Raw genomic sequence first — 20,087 nt, 5'->3', positions numbered from 1 at the left:
TTGCTTTGATAGATTAATTTGGCAGAGTCATTTTCTTTGGGAATAAACTCACGACTGCTTTTAAATGATTCATTGCCCGGATTAACGCGCTTCTTTCATCAGTAGTCAGTTCACTAAAAGAAATATCGTGTCTGTCTTTACCGATATTCGCCAGAAAAAGAATTGCGCTTAATGCCCGCTTGTTTTCCTGATAATTACTATCTCTTACATCGCGCATATCATCAAAGAAGCGAGATAACTCTTTTTCACAACTGCCGCCAAACTGAGAGCGAATTGAGGCAAGGTGATTCAGCGCTGTTACACGCTGTCCTGCGTTCAGTTCGCCCAGCATTGCGCTACCTTCGATAGCCATGTTTTCCCCTTCTGTTTTACCTCTTTGCCCTGGCTGCACAGCACCGGGTGCCACGGCTTGCCGTTTTTTCCCATAATCCAGCCATTGCCATAGGACATTGACGGGCTTTGCTTCTTCAGGCGTGATGCTAACGAGATCATTGTGTCGCCCTCAACTGAGGCCGACTGTTGCGCCGATACCGCTAATTGCATCCACGGTCGAGGCTAAAGTCGGGTTTGAGTGAATGCGGGTCTGTACGGCAATAGCAGCCAGCATCATGCAGCGGACACCTGTATTTGCTGCCTCCACGATTCCGCGCCGGCAGTTAGCAGAGATTTTACTGCCACCAAAAGCCCTGGAAGCCAGCACGCCTAACTCAGCAGTCGCTTTCATGACATACGTCGAATAATTTCCCTCTGCCACCTCGTTAACCGGTACGCATGGCAGGCAATGCAGTTGTGCCAGCATGCCATCGATCAGCGTTGCATCTTCAGTGAGATCGGTTAAAAGCAGCACTTCGTCAACGGTTAGTTTGTGCATCTGATCGGGGTTCAGCTTATTGCGCAGAGTCTGGACTCTTATCGCAGCGCGCTCTGCTAACTCAGTCAGATTATGAGTGGCAGCAAACTTCCGGCAGGCCTCATCAAAATGTGTTTGGGTGGAAATCTTAAAATCAAACATAGCTATTCCCTTGCTCACCTTAAATAATCAAACTCAGATTAGAGATTGCGAAGCACGAGCATCAATGTAACGACAATCGACTGCTTGCTGAGTAAGTTTGTCGCGCCATGCTTTGACATTAATGAGTGTCTTACTGCGTTTTTCAGCACTTTTTTTATCGCTGAAATCTTTGGTGGGTGCTTTGAGCAGTACGCCTTCATCCAGCCACTGCCAGACAAGTCGCTCACTGACACCGCGCATTGCCGCAAAGTCAGGGACGCTCATAGCGTCAGCCATAGCAGAGCCGATCATCCTTTGCAGGCTTGGCAGTAGTGCGGATACAAGGGCATTGATTTGCGAGTCAGTGAACTCACCAGCTTGGTTTTGTGAGGTTTCAATCGTATGCGTTAAAGTTGCTTTTGCAGCTTTCATATCGCATCATCTCCGGTTGTGTGAATTATGGTGCAGTGATGTGCATTTTGGTCGATGAGCGTCACTATAGATCGTTAAAAATTACCTGTAAATAACTTTATGGGTTCTAAAGGTAATTTATCATGTCTGATGAACAGGGTGGCAGCTGGAAAATAGATGCTACTGGTGGCGCTTTGGAGCGCATCATGTCGGCGTATGGCGTTAAAATGCAGAAGGATTTAGCAGACGTCCTTGGCATTGCTAAACATAGCGTTAGTGGATGGGTTCAACGTGACACCATTCCCGGCACTGTTGTTGTTCGTTGCTGCTTAGAGACTGGTGCAGATATCAATTGGCTAATTACTGGTGAACTTGCAAATTCAAACTCACCTTCGTACAAGCCTGTTTTGAAAGGTAAGGAAGGATATGAAGAGGTCATGTCCAATGGTGGTAAACCTGTTTTACGCCGCTTACTAGACGCTTATGGTTTTAGTATGCAAAAAGAGTTGGGTGATTTGCTTGGCATATCGTCAGGAACAATCAGCACCTGGATTCGCCGAGAGTACTTCCCTGGGGATGTTGTTGTTGCATGCGCCCTTGATACAGGCGTATCTCTCAAATGGCTGGCTACAGGAAAGGGTCAGATGTTCGATAGCCAACCTGAAGCCGTAACATCTTCGATTAGCATATCCAGGAAAAAACTCGAATCAGGCGTTTTGAATGAGGCTGGCACCTGGCTGATGGATCCAGCCCTTTCTACAGTTGATAAAAATTCTTTAGTGTTTATCGATGGCGTAGGACATTCCTGGCTGGTTAACACTGAGGCGAAAAATATCGCTAATGGTCGCTGGTTCGTAAATATCGATAACTCTTTTGACGTTTACGATATTGCGCGCTTACCAGGTGGAAAAATCAAGCTTACTAATAGCAATGTCTCTTTTGAGTGTGCGGCTTCTGAGGTCACTGCATTTGGGGCCGTTTTATTTACTCTTGAAAAACACGTTTAAATAAAATTACTGAATCGGTTCTCACTATGACTGTTACCAAACAGAAAAATGGCAAATGGCTGGCGCAAATATTCCCGAATGGCAGGGAAGGAAAGCGCATACGTAAACAGTTCAACACCAAAGGTGAGGCTGAATCATACGAAGCCTATGAGAGAAAAAAGACCGAAGACAAGCCCTGGTTAGGTGAAAAAGAAGATCGCCGCAAACTAAGTGAGCTGATCGAATTATGGCACAATCTTCATGGTCAATCGCTTGCAGCCAATAGAATGCGCCTGGCAAAGTTAAAAATTGTCTGCAGAGGTATGGGCGACCCTATTGCTTCACGGATCACAAGCAAGGATTGGGCGCATTATCGTGATCAGCGTCTGAGTGGTCAAATCGATAACGGCTATCATGCTAATCCTGAAAAATGGATAGCACAGCCAATTACAGTTAACCGTGAGCAATACTATCTTGAGGCTGTCTTCAACGAGTTGCGCCGGCTAGGTGAATGGAAGTTGCCTAATCCGCTTGATGGGGTACGTCCGTTCAAAGAAAAAGAAAAAGAGATGTCCTGGCTAACTGAAGGACAAATCAAAACTGTTCTTAATTCATGTGAAGCTTTCGGTAATCACAATCTCACCTTGATCGTCAAAATTTGCCTGGCAACCGGTGCAAGGTGGAGGGAAGCCGAGAACCTTACTCGCTCTCAGTTGTCACCTTATAAGCTGACTTTCATAAAAACTAAGGGGGGTAAAAATCGAACTGTACCTATCCCACGATGGCTTTATGACGAACTTTCACCACTTGAAGATAAGATGTTTCAACCCTGCTATCGTGCCTTCCGGGAAATGATAGCGACTACTAATATTCAGTTAGCAGAGGGCCAGAACACGCATGTGCTCCGGCATAGTTTCGCAAGTCATTTTATGATGAATGGGGGCAACATTCTGGTACTTCAGAGGATTTTAGGCCATGCCAATATTCGTGAAACTATGAGGTATGCGCACTTTGCTCCTGATCATCTTGAAGAAGCTGCTCAACTCAATCCAATCGCGAATCTTGGTGGCAGCAATGTGGCAGCAGAGGATTCATAACACTGCATTTCACTGCGCTTAAAATTAACTTAACTAACTGTTTTTGTTGCTAAGTAGCTAATGTTAAATGAGAATTTCAAATACAGGCTAAACTTGGCGGCACATATTGCGGATTGCAAAAGGAAAATCGCGTTATGCGCACCGTACTTAATATTCTGAATTTTATCCTGGGCGGCTTTCTCACCACGCTTGGCTGGCTCTTTGCCACGCTGGTCAGCATTGTGCTGATTTTTACGCTCCCGCTGACGCGTTCCTGCTGGGAAATCACAAAACTCTCGCTGGTCCCGTTCGGCAATGAAGCGGTTCACGTTGATGTGCTGCGTCCTGACAGCAAAAGCGCGATTCTTAACGCAGGCGGTACATTCCTGAATATCTTCTGGCTGATTTTTTTTGGCTGGTGGCTCTGCGTAATGCATATCTCCACCGGGATTGTGCAGTGTCTGAGCATTATCGGTATTCCCACCGGGCTGGCGCATTTTAAGCTGGCTGCGATTTCACTCTGGCCGGTTGGCCGCAGGGTGGTCAGCGTTGAAGAGGCACAGGCGGCGCGGGAAGCTAACGCGCGTCGCCGCTACTGAGGATCCGGTTTATGTCCGACGCTATGCCCGCCTGGCGCCGCTATCTGTTTAACAGCAGCCTGCGCTATCTGCTGCGTATTTTTCTGGCGCTGTCGGGCTGCGCCGCCTTTCCCTGGTGGCTGCAGCAGGTAGAGTGGACCATTCCGCTTACGCTGGGGGTGGTCGCTGCCGCGCTGGCCGATCTTGACGATCGCTGGACAGGTCGCCTGCGCAATCTGATCATTACCCTGTGCTGCTTCTGTATAGCGTCGGTCTCCGTAGAGCTGCTTTTCCCCCTTCCGTGGGCATTCGCTGCCGGTCTGGCGCTCTCAAGCTGGGGGTTTATCCTGCTTGGCGCACTCGGCCAGCGTTACGCTACCATTGCATTTGGTGCCCTGCTGATTGCCGTCTACACCATGCTGGGTATTGGTCTCTTTTCACAGTGGTGGATGCAGCCTGCTCTGCTGCTAACAGGCGCGCTCTGGTACAACCTGCTGACCTTTATCGGTCACCTGATGTTCCCGGTTCGGCCGGTTCAGGAACAGCTTGCTGCCAGCTTTTCCCAGCTGGCGCGTTATCTGGAAGCGAAAGCGAACCTGTTTGATCCGGACGGCGGTGAGCAGGATGATGCCGCTCTGATTGACACCGCAATGGCTAACAGCCAGTTAGTCGCGCAGCTTAATCAGACGAAAAATACGATTCAAAGCCGGCTGCGTGGCGATCGGGGCTCACGCAGCACCCGGCGCAGTCTGCATTACTATTTTGTGGCGCAGGATATTCATGAACGCGCCAGCTCTTCGCACATACAGTATCATCAGCTGCGTAATAACTGGCGTTACAACGAAATCCTGTTCCGTTTTCAGCGCCTGCTTAATATGCAGGCGCAGGCGTGTCGCCAGCTGGCCGAAACGATCGTACTGCGTCAGCGCTGGCACCACAGCAGCCATTTTGAGCGTGCTTTTGCGCGCCTTGAAACAGCTCTTGAGCGACTGCAGCAAAGCGATCCGGATGCCGGGCATACCGCCCCGCTCTACTGGCTACTGCGTAATCTGCGTGCCATTGATGCACAGCTTGCTTCGGTGGCTTCAGAACAGCAGCTGTTTGAGACGCCGCTGCAGAGTGAGCACCATCTTTCGCGTGATACGCTGCGTGGCTGGCCTGACATACGTCTGCGTCTGAGCCGTCACCTTACACCCGCGTCTCCGCTGTTTCGCCATGCTATCCGTATGTCGCTGGTGCTCTGTATTGGCTATGCCTTTATTCAGATTACCGGATTGCAGCGTGGTTACTGGATCCTGCTCACCAGCCTGTTTGTCTGTCAGCCTAACTATAATGCCACGCGTCGCCGGCTGGCGCTGCGTATCGGCGGAACGCTGGCAGGCGTGGCTATCGGGCTGCCGGTGCTCTGGCTGGTTCCTTCTGTAGAGGGGCAGCTGCTGCTGATTGTCCTCAGCGGCGTCCTGTTTTTTGCTTTCCGTCAGATTCAGTATGCGCAGGCCACGCTGTTTATTACCCTGCTGGTACTGCTGTGCTTTAATTTGCTGGGCGAAGGCTTTGACGTTGCCCTGCCGCGTATTGTTGATACGCTGCTGGGGTGCGGACTCGCCTGGCTGGCGGTGGCGTTTGTCTGGCCTGACTGGCGCTTTCGCAAGCTCACCACGATAGCCGACCGCGCGCTGCATGCTAACTGCCGCTATCTGGATGCCATTATGGAACAATATCATCAGGGTAAAGATAACCGGCTGGCTTACCGGGTAGCTCGCCGGGATGCGCATAACGCTGACGCCGAACTCGCGTCTGTGGTATCGAACATAAATAGTGAGCGCCGGGCAGAGCAGCCGCTGCGGGATCACGCCTTCAGGCTGCTTTGTCTTAATCACTCGTTTCTGAGCTATATCTCAGCACTGGGTGCACATCGCACACGTTTATCGCCGGGAAACCTGCTTACGCTGCTTGATGATGCCGTCTGTTTTGTTGAGGATGTTTTGCAGATTGAGTGTGTGTCGGATGACCAGGTCACTGTGATGCAGCATACGCTTCAGCAACGCATCGGCGCGCTGAAAACCAGCACTGAAGCCCAGGCGCCTTTGATTTTGCAACAGCTCGATTTACTGATAACGCTGCTGCCTGAGATTGCGCGCCTGCGCCGTGCCCTGGCGCAGGCCTGAAACAACAGCCATAGCTTACCGGTTTATCGGCGTAGCCGCTCCTGATACCAGCTGCTCAGTGCCTCTTTTACCTCTGCCGGGAGCGCCGCCTGATGATGACCCGAGATCGCCCCTTCAAGCGCCAGCAGCGTTTTTAAACCGACATGTTTATTTACGCTGCGCAGCTTAAGCCAGCTTTGTCGCGATCCCATCTCCTGCAGTGATTGTACTGAGCTGATCCCCGCTTTATGCAGCATCAGCTCCATGCGCAAACTGAGATTAGGCAGATCTTTGAGCCGCAGCGAGACATTTTTCGCCGCGGCTTCAGCCTGTGCCGCCTGCAGAGAGCTGGCCGACAAACGGATGAGTTGCCCCCTGTCCTGCCAGAGCTGCTGATCAACTTTGAAGTAACTCAGGGTGACAGGAATGCCACGCTTGCGGTAAACCAGCGGCTCCAGCGGGCGCTGAACCGCATACAGCCGCAGCGCCTCGCTGGCGCGCAGATAGAGCGTATCATCATCAATATAGGCAAATACCACTCGCTCAATGGCCAGTGCGTAGCCACCAAATTGCGTACGCGACTCTATGTCACCCAGAATCGACAGGGCGTCAATTGATTGTTCTACAACCTCATTTCTTCGCTTCATCATGTCCCTTTTCCTCATTCCTTGTGCAGGGTATTTCCTATAAAACAGTGACTATTCATTTAGTTAGAAGATAAAAAAAACAATTTACTGATTCAATGAATAAAACTGTTTTAGCGCTATCTTCTGCCAGTTTTGAGAGACATTTTCAGAAAATGCAGTTGATCTCTGTTAATTTAAACAGTACTGTACATTCATCCAGTTCACTACTGAGCGAGTATATTATGCGCACGCATTTCTCTGGCCCTGTTGATCGTTCCTCCTGGTTAGCGCCTTCCACCGCAGTTCAGCCGTCAATGGGCGGCATAACGGAATTACGCTACAGTGAGCATCCTGGCATGATGCAATTGCTTCTGCTTCCGGTGCTTAAACAGTTGAGTGAACAGTCACGCTGGCAGCTCTGGCTGACGCCAGCGCACAAAGTCAGCCGTCGCTGGATCCAGCAGTCTGGTCTGCCGCTTGAGAAAAGTATGCATATTACTGAATCAGATCGGCTCAGTACGGTTGAAAATATGGTGAAAGCCCTGCGAACCGGAAATTACAGCGTGGTGCTGGCCTGGATACCTTATGAGCTGCACGAAAATGAACGTCAGATGCTTCAGCAGGCAGCTGAAGAAGGTGAGGCATTGGGTCTGATTATGCGACCGGAAGAAGCCAATCTTATTTCTGCCAGACAACCCAGAAGCACAAAAATTCCCTCAGATTTGTTTCATTAAGTAAAAAGTGGGATTTATCTCAGCTTTTTTTTCCGGCCAGTTGCCGCTAAGCTACTGATAATGTTCCTGCCAGTCAGGACAAGGGCTTAGCTGCAATTCTCTGTTTACAGAACGAAAATTTTGCCCCGTCAATTGTTAAAATGTGTGTATTTACACCTGTTTTTTTACCTGCTCGCCTCACATCATACTTGTAAGTTTTCAATCTCGTTGTAGACTTTAGCTCGCCAGGGTGCTCAATAACCTCCGTTTTTTCGGTAGAGTCATAAGCGAGCGTTCAGACCCGGCGAAGGATTACAACCAAGAGCAACCTTTTTGCTCATTGCCTATTTGGATGATAACGAGGCGCAAAATGAAAAAGACAGCTATCGCAATTGCAGTGGCACTGGCTGGCTTCGCTACCGTAGCGCAGGCCGCTCCTAAAGATGACACCTGGTACACCGGTGCTAAACTGGGCTGGTCTCAGTATCACGATACTGGTTACTACGGTAACGGTTACGCGAACAACGACGGTCCAACTCACGAATCTCAGCTGGGCGCAGGTGCCTTCCTGGGTTACCAGGCGAACCCATACCTGGGCTTCGAGCTGGGCTATGACTGGCTGGGCCGTATGCCTAACAAAGGCGACAACATCAACGGCGCATTCAAAGCACAGGGCGTTCAGCTGGCTGCTAAACTGAGCTACCCAATTGCTGATGATCTGGACGTGTACACCCGTCTGGGCGGCATGGTATGGCGTGCAGATTCTACCCAGAACAACACCCTGACCGGCGAGCGCCGCAGCGACCACGACACCGGCGTTTCTCCGCTGGCTGCAGTGGGTGTTGAATATGCAGTGACCAAAAACTGGGCAACCCGTCTGGATTACCAGTGGGTTAACAACATCGGTGATGCAGGTACCGTTGGCGCGCGTCCAGACAACGGCATGCTGAGCGTAGGCGTTGCATACCGCTTCGGTCAGGATGAAGCTGCTGCACCAATCGCTGCACCAGCTCCGGCACCGGCTCCGGTTGTTGAAACCAAGCGTTTCACCCTGAAGTCTGACGTGCTGTTCACCTTCAACAAATCTACCCTGAAGCCAGAAGGCCAGCAGGCTCTGGATCAGCTGTACAGCCAGCTGAGCTCAATGGATCCAAAAGATGGTTCTGTTGTGGTTCTGGGCTTTACCGACCGCATCGGTTCAGACCAGTACAACCAGAAACTGTCTGAGAAACGTGCTCAGTCTGTTGTCGACTACCTGGTATCTAAAGGTATCCCGGCTAACAAAATCTCTGCACGTGGCATGGGCGAATCCAACCCGGTTACTGGTAACACCTGTGACAGCGTGAAAGGCCGTAATGCCCTGATCGACTGCCTGGGTCCAGACCGTCGCGTTGAGATCGACGTGAAAGGCATCAAAGACGTTGTAACTCAGCCACAGGCTTAAGTTATCGCGTAAAAAAAACCCCGCTCCGGCGGGGTTTTTTGTTTCTGCTGTTCGCTTACTTTTTGTTCTCTTCGCTGCCTAAAATGGCCTGCAGATCCTGTTTTAACGTAGACATCTGACTGGCATACTTTTCTTTCCGCTCGGCATCTTCAATCAGCTGCACAATGGTTTCCGAAAGCGTGCAGTGGCGGCGCTGCGCCAGACCCGCCAGCCGCTGCCACACCAGATACTCTAAATCGATCGATTTTTTACGCGTATGCTGGTGTTCAGCATTAAAGTGACGTTTGCGACGGGCACGTATGGTTTGCTTCAGGCGGTTTTCCAGACCGGGATGAATATGCTGCGCAATCCACTGGTTAACCTCAACGGGCGTGTTTTCCAGCGCAAGCAGCGCGTCCACCGCAGCCTGTGCCGCGCTGAGCTCCAGATAGCGGGTAATAAGCTCCCCCTCCCGATGTTTTTTCACCAGGTATTTCCATTTCCATCCACTTTCCAGATTTTCAAGTTGCTGGTATTTCATCGGAATCCCACCGTGACCACGTAACAACTTAAGAATAACAGCTTTTTTGCGCGATGCAGCAACGAAAAACATGTTGTTCCTGTCACACTCACTACCGGAACTCGCCGTGATAAACCCGGTTGTATCCTGTATAATCACGCTTTTCCTAAATCAGACTAATGCGAATATTTTGACCAGCAACCAACTTACGTGGCAAGCCCTGCAGCCAGATAGCACTTCCTGGCAGACCCTTTTTTCAACGGTTTCTCTGAAAGATAGCGATAGCCTTGCCGCGGTTCAGCCGCGTTTGCTGAATGCGCTGGCGCATTTACACCATCAGTCCGCGGGTTTCCCGCTGTTGCTGTTACGCAGCCAGGAAAATAGCGACTATCTCGCCTGGATCGCAACGGCAGCACAACGTTTTCAGCCCGATACCGGGCAGCTGTATGGTGGTGACTACCATGTGATGGGCGACACCGTAACGCTGCTGCCGCCTGCCGATATCAACCGCCCTTTTACCGGTAGCGGCGGGGTATTTTATGCTGACTGGATCGAAGCTGAGCAGCTGTTTGGCTGCGTGCGTCAGTACAAAGATCGCGTGATGCCTGAGCCAGGGCTGCTGCATCGCGCCAATGGCGGGACGCTGATCCTGTCAATCAACACGCTGCTGGCCCAGCCCCTGCTCTGGCTGCGACTGCGCCGGTGTATCGAACTGCAGCGGTTTGAGTGGTATTCACAGGATGAGCGTCAGCCCCTGCCGGTAGCTATTCCTGCTCTGCCGCTCAGCGTCCGGCTGGTGCTGTGTGGCGACCGTGATGCGCTGGCCAGTTTTCAGGAACTGGATGCCGAAGTGCATGAAATGGCGCTCTACAGTGAGTTTGAAGAGCACCTGCAGATTGTTGATGAAAGCGATATGCTCAACTGGTGTCAGTGGGTTCTGACACAGGCAGCACAGGCTGACATCAATGCCCCGGAAGCGGATTTCTGGCCACCGCTGGTGACGGAAGCGGTACGCTTTACCGGCGATCAGGATACGCTGCCGCTCTGTCCGCGCTGGCTGAGGCGACAGCTGCATGAGACCGCTCTGCACGGCGATATTATTAATGGCGAAGCACTGACAGAGGCGCTTGAAGCACGCCAGTGGCGGGAAAACTACCTGACTGAACGCATGCGCGATGAGATCCTGCTGAATCAGATCATGATTGAAACAGAGGGTGAGGTTATCGGGCAAATCAACGGGCTGTCGGTTGTTGAGTTTCCGGGGCATCCGCGCGCCTGGGGTGAGCCGTCGCGTATTACCTGCGTTGTGCATCCCGGCGATGGTGAACTTAACGATGTGGAACGCAAAGCGGAGCTGGGCGGTAATATTCATGCCAAAGGCATGATGATTATGCAGGCCTATCTGATTGCTGAGCTGGAACTCGATCAGCCACTGCCCTTCTCCGCCTCAATGGTGTTTGAGCAATCTTACTCTGAAGTGGATGGTGACAGCGCCTCTCTGGCAGAGCTGTGCGCATTAATCAGCGCGCTGGCTAATCAGCCGCTGAGCCAGCAGATTGCGGTGACTGGCTCTGTTGATCAGTTTGGTAATGTGCAGCCGGTCGGTGGTCTGAACGAGAAGATTGAAGGTTTTTTCCATGTCTGTCAGGCGCGTGAACTCACCGGTAAGCAGGGCGTCATTCTGCCCGCGTCTAACGTGCGTCATCTCAGTCTTAGTCAGGAAATTGTTGATGCAGTGAAAGCGGGAGAGTTTCATCTGTGGGCCATTGAGCGCATTGATGAAGCCCTGCCGTTGCTGACAGGTGTGGTGTGGCAGAGTGAGAGCGGAGAATCACTGCTAACGATGATTCAGGCCCGCATTACGCAGTTTAATCAGCAGGAATCTTCACCCCGTCCATGGCCCTTACGCTGGCTTAACTGGTTTAACCACAGATAGGGGCATTGCCCGGCGTACAACTGTTCGCTAATATTCGGGCTTCACTAAAAGAAGGCATATTGAGAACATGGTAGATAAACGCGAATCCTATAGCAAAGAAGACCTGGTTGCCTCAGGTCGCGGCGAACTGTTCGGCGAAAACGGGCCACCGCTGCCCTCTGACAACATGTTGATGATGGACCGTGTGGTCAAAATGACCGAAGATGGCGGTAACTTCGATAAAGGTTTTGTAGAAGCTGAACTGGATATCCGCCCTGACCTCTGGTTCTTCGATTGCCATTTCAAAGGCGATCCGGTCATGCCTGGCTGTCTGGGCCTGGATGCGATGTGGCAGCTGGTTGGTTTCTATCTCGGCTGGTTAGGCGCGGAAGGCAAAGGCCGTGCGCTGGGCGTAGGCGAAGTGAAGTTTACCGGTCAGGTGCTGCCAACAGCGAAAAAAGTGACCTATAAAATTCACTTCAAGCGCGTGATTAACCGCAAGCTGGTAATGGGTGTGGCGGATGGTGAAGTCTTTGTTGACGGTAACCTGATCTACACCGCTACCGATCTGAAAGTAGGCCTGTTTAAAGATACGTCTGCATTCTGATTCTGCTTAACAAAACCTCCGCCGCGGCGGAGGTTTTCCCTTTGCTGACATCCGGCAGGGCTAGACCACCGCCGACCTGTCCTCCATGGCCTGACGCCAGCCTCCCAGCCAGTGAGACCGCGCATCGATCAGTTGATAGGGGCATAGCTCCTTAGAGCGACCGGTAATGCCGGCCTGATAACCACGTGAATGTGCACGTTCCAGACGGTCTCTCTTCTGTCTCTTCATACCGCGTTTCCCTCATTTCAGGTCTGGTGGAATCTGGTGGAAAGAAAGAGTGGCGAATTTATGTTCAGCCACAGTAAAGTTCTAACCCCAATGCGCAAAAAAAGCAATGCGCAAAATTCACGCCAGCGTCACGGTTTTGCCGTTAAAACGACATAAAGAAATGTCAAATGCGTGTCTATGTTTCTGATTAGGCAAAAAAAAGCCCCTGATTGGCTGAGCAGTGTTGCTACAGAAAATCAGGGACTTAGCGAACGCTTAAAACTATTCCTAATTTAGCGAAGCTACATTATTTGCGATCTGCTGCGCGGTTTGCTGCCAGCCTGCGGCCAGCGTACGCACCATCGCATCATACCCATCTTCGTTTTGTGGCAATGTCAGGTTAAAGCTGCGCTTGATAAGCTGATCCTGATGCTGCAGCAGCCATTCACCGCTCACCACGACCCGCCCGTCGTATCGTCCCTGAAAACCACTTACGCTAACGTTGAGCGTATCGTAGCCCTCTCCATGTGGCGATGAGGCGACAACACGGCCCGGCAGCGCCCGGCTCAGATTGGCAACCAGGGTCTGCTGCAGCTGCTGATCGAGCGGACTGGCCCAGAGATTATTAGCGGCAATAACATATTTGACATCGCTGGTCTGATAAACCAGCCCGTTGCCTGCCAGATAGTCAGGTACGTTCACATGTTCTACCCAGAGCATCGGCTGGCTGCTGCCCGCGCTGCTGGCGACACGCGCCGTACTGCTGCCTGCCGGCAGCTGATAGTACGTGGTATCGATTGTTGTGCTGCACCCTGCCAGCAGTAACATGGCTCCTGCGATGATGGCTTTTCTCACTGTTTCGCCCTCTTTGGCTGCGGATCCTGGCCTGGCTTCGCTTCAAAGACCAGAGCATTACTTTTCGCATTCAGCGTTTTCAGTACCGGCTGCAGTTCACGCAGCACCTGATCGAGCCGCTGCATGTCACCCACCAGCTTGTTATACGCTGGCGATCCCGGCTGCAGCCCTTTCATGCTGCGGTTGAGTTCACGCAGCGTCTGCTGCATATCGGCAGGCAATGTTTTCATTGCCGGGCTGCCGGTGATCTGGTTCAGATTATTCAGCGTATTCTGCAGCTGACGCAGCGTGCGCTGGCTCTCTTTCAGGGTATCGGTCGCCTCGCTGATCATCGGATTAAGCGGCAGCGCGTTGATCTTATCCAGCGCCGCCATCAGCTTCTGCTGGATCTGGCTGAGACCACCGCTGACGGTAGGGATCACCTCAAGACCTGCTACGCTGTTCGGTCCTTTATAGGCTGGCGCTTTATCGTAGAAATCGAGATCGACAAACAGCGCGCCGGAGAGCAGGTTGCCGGTTTTCAGCGTGCCGCGCAGGCCACGTTTCTTCCCATCCTGCAGATGCTGCTCCAGATTAAAATCACTGCCCAGTCGTGCGGTAAAGCGATCGGGTTCGATGCGAATCAGCACCGGCACGCGATAATCTGTGTTCAGCGCCTGGTCCATACCCGGGATCATATAAGGCACCTGCGCGACGGTTCCCAGACGAATACCGCGGAACTCAACCGGTGCACCCACCTGCAGGCCGCGAATCGAATCACTGAAGAACATCAGGAAATCAGTGTGTCGGGTATAGAGCGAATCCTGAATACTGCGCTGATCGTCATACAGATGATAATCCGCTTTATTCTGCGCTACCTCACCCAGATCCCAGCCATCCGGCACATCAAAGCTGACACCGCCGCTAAACAGCGTGGTCAGTGAGCCCATCTCAACGCGCATACCGGAAGCCGACATATCAACGGCAATGCCGCTGTCTTTCCAGAAACGCACGTTGGTGGTCACCAGCCGGTCGTACGGCGCACTGATAAATAGCTGATAGGTCATCATACGTTTATCAGTATTAAAGGTGCTGGTTTCAACCGTGCCTACACGGTAACCGCGGAACAGCACCGGATCGCCCGGGTTGAGCTGACCCGCTTTATTGCTGTCGAGTACAATGCGGACTCCTTTCGCATCCGGCGGTGCCAGCGGCGGTGAATCAAGCAGCTGATACTGCTCCGGCTGTTCGCCTTTTGCACCGGGCTGCAGCTCGATATAAGCCCCTGAAAGCAGTGTGCCAAGACCCGTAATACCTTCGCGTCCGACCTGCGGTTTGACCACCCAGAACACGCTGTCTTTATAGAGCAGCTTCTCCATACCGGCATTCAGGCGGGCTGTGATCTCGACGTGATGCAAATCATCCGTCAGCACCGCACTCTCTACGGTTCCCACATCCACGCTGCGGCTTTTAATAGTGGTTTTACCCGCCACAATCCCTTCGGCGCTCTCGGTGATCAGCGTCACCAGCGGCCCCTGATGGCTGAAGTGATAAAAAAGGATCCACCCGCCGATCAATAGCGTGACGATAGGTACGATCCAGACTGGCGACCAGCGTTTGATCTGATCGACCTTAGCAGTCCCGTGATTGTTGTCCGTCAAGACGCGACTCCTTACGTTCAGTTTCCTGTTGGCGATCCCAAATCAGACGCGGATCGAATGTAATAGCGGCAAACATTGTCAAAATCACCACCAGGGCAAACAGCAGCGCTCCCGGCGCAGGGTAGACATTCATCAGCTGGCCCATACGCACCAGCGCTGAGAGCACGGCGATAACAAATACATCGATCATCGACCAGCGACCGACAAACTCCACCACTTCATAAATCAGATGCATTTTTTCGCCATCGCGCTGCCCGCGCCCGCTGGCGTGCCAGCAGAGCCAGCCAATAGCGACCATCTTCAGTGAGGGCACCATAATACTGGCGATAAAAATCACCAGCGCGACGGGCCATGAGCCATCACTCATCAGCAAAATCACGCCGCCCATGATCGTTGAGGGATACTGTGAACCCAGCGTCTCAGTGACCATGATCGGCATAACATTCGAAGGGATATAGAGCATAACGGAGGTTAGCAGCAGCGCCAGCGTCCATTGCAGGCTATGCCTGCGACGGGGTGTTGCTGTGACCCCGCAGCGACCACAGCGCAGCTGCGTCGCCGGCAAAATAGCCGTGCAGCAGGGACAGCTGCGCAGCCCCTGCTGCAGACCACTCTTCCCCGCCTGCGGCGTAAACGGCAGCGCAGGCAGTGCATCAATGCGTTGCCAGACCCAGCGCCGATCCACACACTGGAATGCGCGTAGCTGCAGCAGGCAGAACAGACACCAGGGCCAGAAGCTGCTGCCCAGGCCAATTTCACCATACGCCATCAGCTTGACGAAGCTGACCAGCACGCCTGCCATGAAGATCTCTGCCATGCCCCAGCTGCGCAGCTGAAAAAGAATACGCGCCAGCCCCCGCCGCAGCGGGTGCGGCAGAGCGATCCGGTTGACCAGCAGCACAATCGTAATCATGCAGAAAGCCGGAATACCCTGCACAAACAGCAGGAACAGGGAGGCCAGGCTGCGGTAATCCTCCCGCACCATCACGCGCGGGATCTCCGGCAGCGTAATGCGACTGGAGAGGCCGGCGACGTGCATATCGATAAACGGAAAGAGATTAGCCAGCACCAGCATAAACAGCGCCGCCAGCGCATAGCCGGTTGGACGCTTACGCGGTTCATGCCAGTTAGCCAGCAGCTGCGTATGGCAGCGCGGGCAACGGGCACGGCTGCCCGCCGGCACAGCGGGCAGCCTGACGGTTAAATCACACTGTGGACAGAGCATCCACTGCTGCGCCTGTGGCGACGTTGCGCACATGCCCTTTTCCTCTGTGTTATGCGCCGTTTTTCAGCGCTTCCAGCTCTTCCCAGCGGGCAAAGGCAGTTTCCAGCTCCTGCTCCGTCTGCGCCAGCGTATCCAGAACCGGCTGCGTTTTTTCATGCGGCTGACTGAAGAAATCAGGATGGCTCATCTGCGCCTGCAGCTCACCAATCCGCGCCTCCAGCTGCTCCAGCTTTTGCGGCAGCTGTTCCAGTTCGCGCGTCAGGTTATAGCTTAGCTTGCCTGCGCTGCGTTTGGCGGTTTCATTTTTTTCTGCCGTTTTCACCGGCGCGGAGACCGCTGGTGCAACACGCGTCTGTTTGTACGCCGCGCGCTGCTGCTGCGCATCATGATAGCCGCCCACAAACGCGCCCACTTCGCCGTTGCCTTCAAAAATCCAGCATTCGGTAACGGTGTTGTCAACAAACTGACGATCGTGGCTGACCAGTAGTACGGTGCCCTGGTATCCATCGACCAGCTCTTCCAGCAGCTCCAGCGTTTCAACGTCCAGATCGTTGGTCGGTTCATCGAGGATCAGCAGGTTGCTGGGCTTCAGGAACAGCCGCGCCAGCAGCAGGCGGTTGCGCTCTCCGCCCGACAGCGCACGTACCGGCGTCATGGCACGCTTAGGATGGAACAGAAAGTCCTGCAGGTAACCCAGTACGTGACGCGGTTTACCGTTGACCATTACTTCCTGTTTACCTTCCGCGAGGTTATCCATCACGGTCCGGTCCGGATCGAGTTCAGCGCGATGCTGATCGAAATAGGCAATTTCAAGCTTGGTGCCGCAGTGAACCCGTCCGCTGTCCGCTTTCAGCTGACCCAGCATCAGGCGCAGCAGCGTGGTTTTGCCGCAGCCGTTAGGGCCAATCAGCGCAATCTTATCGCCGCGCTGGACCTGGGCTGAAAAGTCTTTAACCAGCGTTTTGCCTTCCACGCCGTAGTGCACGTTCTCCAGCTCAAAGACAATTTTACCGGAGCGCGCGGCTTCACCGACCTGCATGTTGGCTTTGCCCATCACGTCACGACGTTCAGAGCGTTCACGGCGCAGCGCCTTCAGTGCCCGCACGCGACCTTCATTACGGGTGCGACGCGCCTTGATCCCCTGACGGATCCACACTTCTTCCTGCGCCAGCTTGCGGTCAAATTCAGCATTCTGCATCTCTTCAACCCGCAGCGCCTCCTCTTTCCCCACCAGGAACTGATCGTAATCTCCCGGCCAGGAGACCAGCTTGCCGCGGTCAAGATCGACAATGCGCGTTGCCATGTTGCGGATAAACGAGCGGTCATGCGAAATAAACACGATGCTGCCGGTGAAGGTTTTCAGGAACGTTTCCAGCCAGTCGATGGTTTCAATATCGAGGTGGTTAGTAGGCTCATCCAGCATCAGCACGCGCGGATTACTGACCAGCGCGCGGCCGAGTGCGGCTTTGCGCAGCCAGCCACCGGAGAGCGAAGAGAGTTCCGTGTCGGCCTGCAGACCAATCTGCTGCAGAACATCGTTGATACGGCTGTCGAGCTGCCAGAGATTCTGGTGATCAAGAATCGTCTGCAGCCGGCCCATTTCATTGAGGTTTTTCTCGCTCGGATCCTCCATCACTTTATGCGAAATCGCGTGATAGGCTTTCAGATGCTCAGCCTGCTCGGCCACGCCTTCAGCAACGAAATCATACACCGAGCCGGTGATATTGCGCGGCGGATCCTGCTGCAGCCGCGACACGATCAGGTCCTGTTCATAGATGATACGTCCATCATCCAGCGGCTGTTCGCCGTTGATGATTTTCATTAATGTGGATTTACCGGCACCGTTGCGGCCCACCAGACAGACGCGCTCGCCCTCTTCGATGTGCAGTTCGGTATTATCCAGCAGCGGCGCATCACTGAACGAGAGGTACGCACCATGGATACTGATCAACGACATATAAATTATTCCTTACCGGCGTGGCTGACCAGCCAGCAGTTGTGAATTTGACGATTACGGGCAAAGTCCTGAGACAATGTTTTTTGCGTGATCTCCTGCGCCTGCAGGCCGAGCCGTTGCAGGCCCTCCAGATCCATTTTAAAACCGCGCTTATTGTTAGAGAACATAATAGTGCCGCCGCGACGCAGCATACGCTTCAGATTTTGCAGCAGCATCAGATGGTCGCGCTGCACATCAAAATCAGCTTCCATTCGCTTGGAGTTGGAGAACGTCGGCGGATCGATAAAGATCAGGTCAAACTGCTCATCACTCTCACGCAGCCAGCTCAGGCAGTCGGCGTGCAGCAGCCGATGCTGGCGGCCGGTCAGGCCATTGATGCGCAGGTTGCGCTCGGCCCACTCAAGATAGGTGCGCGACATATCAACCGTGGTGGTGGATTTAGCTCCGCCCAGTCCGGCATGCACGCTGGCGCTGCCGGTGTAGGAGAACAGGTTCAGGAAGTCTTTTCCTTTACTCATTTCTCCGAGCATCCGTCGCGCGATACGGTGATCGAGGAACAGGCCGGTATCAAGATAGTCAGTCAGGTTTACCAGCAGCCGGGCGTTAAACTCCTGCACTTCAAAGAATTCGCCTTTTTCACCCAGCTTTTGATACTGATTTTTGCCTTTCTGTCGCTCGCGGGTTTTCAGCACCAGCCGGTTAGCCGGGATCTCCAGCACGCTGAGCGTAGCGCTGATGACATCAAACAGCCGCTGACGCGCTTTCGCCGCATCAATGGTTTTCGGTGGCGCATACTCCTGTACCACTACCCAGTCGGCGTAACGATCGACCGCGACATTATATTCCGGCAGATCGGCATCATAGAGGCGATAGCACTCAATGCCCGACTGACGCGCCCACTTCTCCAGCTTCTTCAGGTTTTTGCGCAGGCGGTTCGCGAAATCCTCTGCAATCTGCGCGCTGCCAGCCGCACCGGAGGCCGCCAGCTGATAGTTTTTCTGCACGCACTCCAGCGGGCCATTTTTCGCTTTAAACTGGCGCTCCGCGCGCAGTTGCAGGCAGCTCAGCAGATCGGGTGAGGCGCTGAACAGTGACAGATTCCAGCCGCCAAACTGCTGCTTCATAATGCGGCCCAGCTGGCTGTGCAGCGCAATCAGCGCCGGCTCGCTCTCCAGGCGCTCACCATACGGCGGGTTACTCAGCACCGTTCCGGTCGCGGTTTTATCGTCAAGCGGATTGCTCAGCTTCAGCACATCCTGCTGCGCAAAGGTGAAGAGCTCAAAAACGCCGGCACGACGTGCGTTAGCGCGCGCCCACTCCAGCACGCGGCCATCGTTATCATAACCAAAGAAGCGTGCCTGGGTGGCCGCGGTGCCAGCCCGCGCGCGCTGCAGCGCTTCGCTGCGCAGATCCTGCCACAGCGCTGCATTGTGCTGCTTCCAGCGGCTAAAGCCCCAGTGGCTGCGCAGCAGACCCGGCGCGCGATCGCAGGCAATCAGGGCAGCTTCAATCAGCAGCGTGCCGGAACCGCACATGGGATCCAGCAGCGGGGTTTCCGGCTGCCAGCCGGAACGCATAACAATGGCTGCCGCCAGATTCTCTTTCAGCGGGGCCTGACCGGTCTGCTGGCGATAGCCACGCTGATGCAGCGCGGTGCCGCTCAGATCCAGCGCGATGCTGACGCGATCTTTATTCAGCCAGGCGTTGATGCGAATACCGGGCTGCTCGCGATCCACGCTCGGACGCGGCAGATCCTGACGGGTAAAACAGTCAACGATCGCATCTTTGATACGCAGTGCACCAAACTGGCTGTTGCGGATGACGTCATTAGTGCCGCTGAAATGGATGGCAAAGGTGGTTTCGCTGTCAAACAGCTCAGCCCAGGGGATACTCTGCGCGCCGACATAGAGATCGAGGTCACTCCAGACACCGAATTCTCCCAGCGGCAGCAAAATACGTGAAGCCAGACGGCTCCACAGCAGGCTTTGATACATAACGCGATCGTCGGCACGGAAGTGGACGCCGCCCTGCACCACCTGCAAATCCTGCGCGCCCAGCGCGTCCAGCTCAGTTTTCAACAGCTCTTCGAGCCCACGCGCCGTACTGGCAAACAGAGAATTCATATCGTCACTTATACTCTTGCTAAAATTGTTGCGCATTATAGCGAATCAGCGTCCTATGTCATAAAGTTAGCTTCTTTTTGTCTGCAT

General features: G+C 53.5%; 20 protein-coding genes. 8 read left to right on the top strand and 12 right to left on the bottom strand.

Annotated features, from left to right (window positions below; translation table 11 throughout):
* Positions 1-13: 13 nt before the first annotated feature.
* Genes SB719_RS09955 through SB719_RS09940 form a run of 4 tightly spaced genes read right to left on the bottom strand, consistent with a single transcriptional unit; the run spans position 14 to position 1,423 of the window.
* Positions 14-352 (bottom strand): DUF5347 family protein, encoded by a 339-nt coding sequence (locus SB719_RS09955; RefSeq protein WP_412159183.1) that lies wholly within the window; start codon positions 350-352, stop codon positions 14-16.
* A complete protein-coding gene (locus SB719_RS09950; protein ID WP_412159182.1) occupies positions 316-492 on the bottom strand; it encodes a phage filamentation protein Fil family protein in 177 nt (58 codons plus the stop codon). Before SB719_RS09950 ends, SB719_RS09955 begins: the two co-directional genes overlap by 37 nt.
* Before the next feature lie 10 nt (positions 493-502).
* Positions 503-1,012, bottom strand: coding sequence for a phage regulatory CII family protein (locus SB719_RS09945; RefSeq protein WP_412159181.1), 510 nt, complete (start codon positions 1,010-1,012; stop codon positions 503-505).
* A 33-nt stretch (positions 1,013-1,045) separates the two neighbouring features.
* Positions 1,046-1,423, bottom strand: coding sequence for a Cro/Cl family transcriptional regulator (locus tag SB719_RS09940; protein ID WP_150034554.1), 378 nt, complete (start codon positions 1,421-1,423; stop codon positions 1,046-1,048).
* A gap of 122 nt (positions 1,424-1,545) precedes the next feature.
* Between SB719_RS09940 and SB719_RS09935 the strand changes: the two genes are divergently transcribed.
* The 4 genes from SB719_RS09935 to yccS all read left to right on the top strand — a co-directional run bounded on the left by SB719_RS09935 (position 1,546) and on the right by yccS (position 6,210).
* A complete protein-coding gene (locus SB719_RS09935; protein WP_412159180.1) occupies positions 1,546-2,409 on the top strand; it encodes a phage repressor protein CI in 864 nt (287 codons plus the stop codon).
* A gap of 26 nt (positions 2,410-2,435) precedes the next feature.
* Positions 2,436-3,485 (top strand): tyrosine-type recombinase/integrase, encoded by a 1,050-nt coding sequence (locus tag SB719_RS09930; protein WP_150034552.1) that lies wholly within the window; start codon positions 2,436-2,438, stop codon positions 3,483-3,485.
* Positions 3,486-3,619: 134 nt separating this feature from the next.
* Positions 3,620-4,063: a YccF domain-containing protein gene (locus SB719_RS09925; RefSeq protein ID WP_412159179.1), complete on the top strand. Its 444-nt coding sequence runs from the start codon at positions 3,620-3,622 to the stop codon at positions 4,061-4,063.
* A gap of 11 nt (positions 4,064-4,074) precedes the next feature.
* The gene (yccS, locus tag SB719_RS09920; protein WP_065649664.1) at positions 4,075-6,210 is read left to right on the top strand and encodes a YccS family putative transporter; all 2,136 of its coding nucleotides are present in this window, start codon (positions 4,075-4,077) and stop codon (positions 6,208-6,210) included.
* A 23-nt stretch (positions 6,211-6,233) separates the two neighbouring features.
* On the opposite strand, the gene SB719_RS09915 is transcribed toward yccS, so the two are convergent.
* Positions 6,234-6,836 (bottom strand): TfoX/Sxy family DNA transformation protein, encoded by a 603-nt coding sequence (locus tag SB719_RS09915; protein WP_065650486.1) that lies wholly within the window; start codon positions 6,834-6,836, stop codon positions 6,234-6,236.
* Positions 6,837-7,057: 221 nt separating this feature from the next.
* On the opposite strand from SB719_RS09915, the gene sulA reads away from it, so the two are divergent.
* Together sulA and ompA are read left to right on the top strand one after the other, a co-directional pair.
* Positions 7,058-7,549 (top strand): SOS-induced cell division inhibitor SulA, encoded by a 492-nt coding sequence (gene sulA / locus SB719_RS09910; RefSeq protein ID WP_065649665.1) that lies wholly within the window; start codon positions 7,058-7,060, stop codon positions 7,547-7,549.
* 349 nt (positions 7,550-7,898) lie between these two features.
* Positions 7,899-8,972, top strand: a complete 1,074-nt coding sequence (gene ompA / locus SB719_RS09905; RefSeq protein WP_039383647.1) for a porin OmpA — start codon at positions 7,899-7,901, stop codon at positions 8,970-8,972.
* Positions 8,973-9,027: 55 nt separating this feature from the next.
* Here ompA and matP read toward each other — a convergent pair whose 3' ends face one another.
* The gene (matP, locus tag SB719_RS09900; protein ID WP_139074201.1) at positions 9,028-9,492 is read right to left on the bottom strand and encodes a macrodomain Ter protein MatP; all 465 of its coding nucleotides are present in this window, start codon (positions 9,490-9,492) and stop codon (positions 9,028-9,030) included.
* A 70-nt stretch (positions 9,493-9,562) separates the two neighbouring features.
* Between matP and SB719_RS09895 the strand changes: the two genes are divergently transcribed.
* Positions 9,563-11,407, top strand: a complete 1,845-nt coding sequence (locus SB719_RS09895; protein WP_293004607.1) for a Lon protease family protein — start codon at positions 9,563-9,565, stop codon at positions 11,405-11,407.
* 67 nt (positions 11,408-11,474) lie between these two features.
* The gene (gene fabA, locus SB719_RS09890) at positions 11,475-11,993 is read left to right on the top strand and encodes a bifunctional 3-hydroxydecanoyl-ACP dehydratase/trans-2-decenoyl-ACP isomerase (RefSeq protein ID WP_039383641.1); all 519 of its coding nucleotides are present in this window, start codon (positions 11,475-11,477) and stop codon (positions 11,991-11,993) included.
* Between the two features lie 60 nt (positions 11,994-12,053).
* On the opposite strand, the gene rmf is transcribed toward fabA, so the two are convergent.
* The 6 genes from rmf to rlmKL all read right to left on the bottom strand — a co-directional run bounded on the left by rmf (position 12,054) and on the right by rlmKL (position 20,000).
* Positions 12,054-12,221: a ribosome modulation factor gene (rmf, locus tag SB719_RS09885; RefSeq protein ID WP_075050746.1), complete on the bottom strand. Its 168-nt coding sequence runs from the start codon at positions 12,219-12,221 to the stop codon at positions 12,054-12,056.
* A 267-nt stretch (positions 12,222-12,488) separates the two neighbouring features.
* Complete coding sequence (gene pqiC / locus SB719_RS09880; RefSeq protein WP_304233508.1) at positions 12,489-13,055, bottom strand: membrane integrity-associated transporter subunit PqiC; 567 nt, start codon at positions 13,053-13,055, stop codon at positions 12,489-12,491.
* Entirely contained in the window at positions 13,052-14,695 is a 1,644-nt protein-coding gene (pqiB, locus tag SB719_RS09875) for an intermembrane transport protein PqiB (protein WP_304233512.1), read from the bottom strand. The genes pqiC and pqiB overlap by 4 nt, the downstream gene beginning before the upstream one ends.
* Entirely contained in the window at positions 14,667-15,953 is a 1,287-nt protein-coding gene (pqiA, locus tag SB719_RS09870; RefSeq protein ID WP_065649669.1) for a membrane integrity-associated transporter subunit PqiA, read from the bottom strand. Before pqiA ends, pqiB begins: the two co-directional genes overlap by 29 nt.
* Positions 15,954-15,969: 16 nt before the next feature.
* Positions 15,970-17,877: an ABC transporter ATP-binding protein gene (locus SB719_RS09865; protein WP_065649670.1), complete on the bottom strand. Its 1,908-nt coding sequence runs from the start codon at positions 17,875-17,877 to the stop codon at positions 15,970-15,972.
* Between the two features lie 5 nt (positions 17,878-17,882).
* Entirely contained in the window at positions 17,883-20,000 is a 2,118-nt protein-coding gene (rlmKL, locus tag SB719_RS09860; protein ID WP_292972220.1) for a bifunctional 23S rRNA (guanine(2069)-N(7))-methyltransferase RlmK/23S rRNA (guanine(2445)-N(2))-methyltransferase RlmL, read from the bottom strand.
* Between the last annotated feature and the right edge of the window lie 87 nt (positions 20,001-20,087).

This window comes from Pantoea sp. SIMBA_079 (assembly GCF_046940275.1).
Taxonomy (GTDB): domain Bacteria; phylum Pseudomonadota; class Gammaproteobacteria; order Enterobacterales; family Enterobacteriaceae; genus Pantoea; species Pantoea borealis.
The sequence above is the reverse complement of the archived record's forward strand: the minus strand, read 5'-3'. Positions and strand labels throughout refer to the sequence as shown.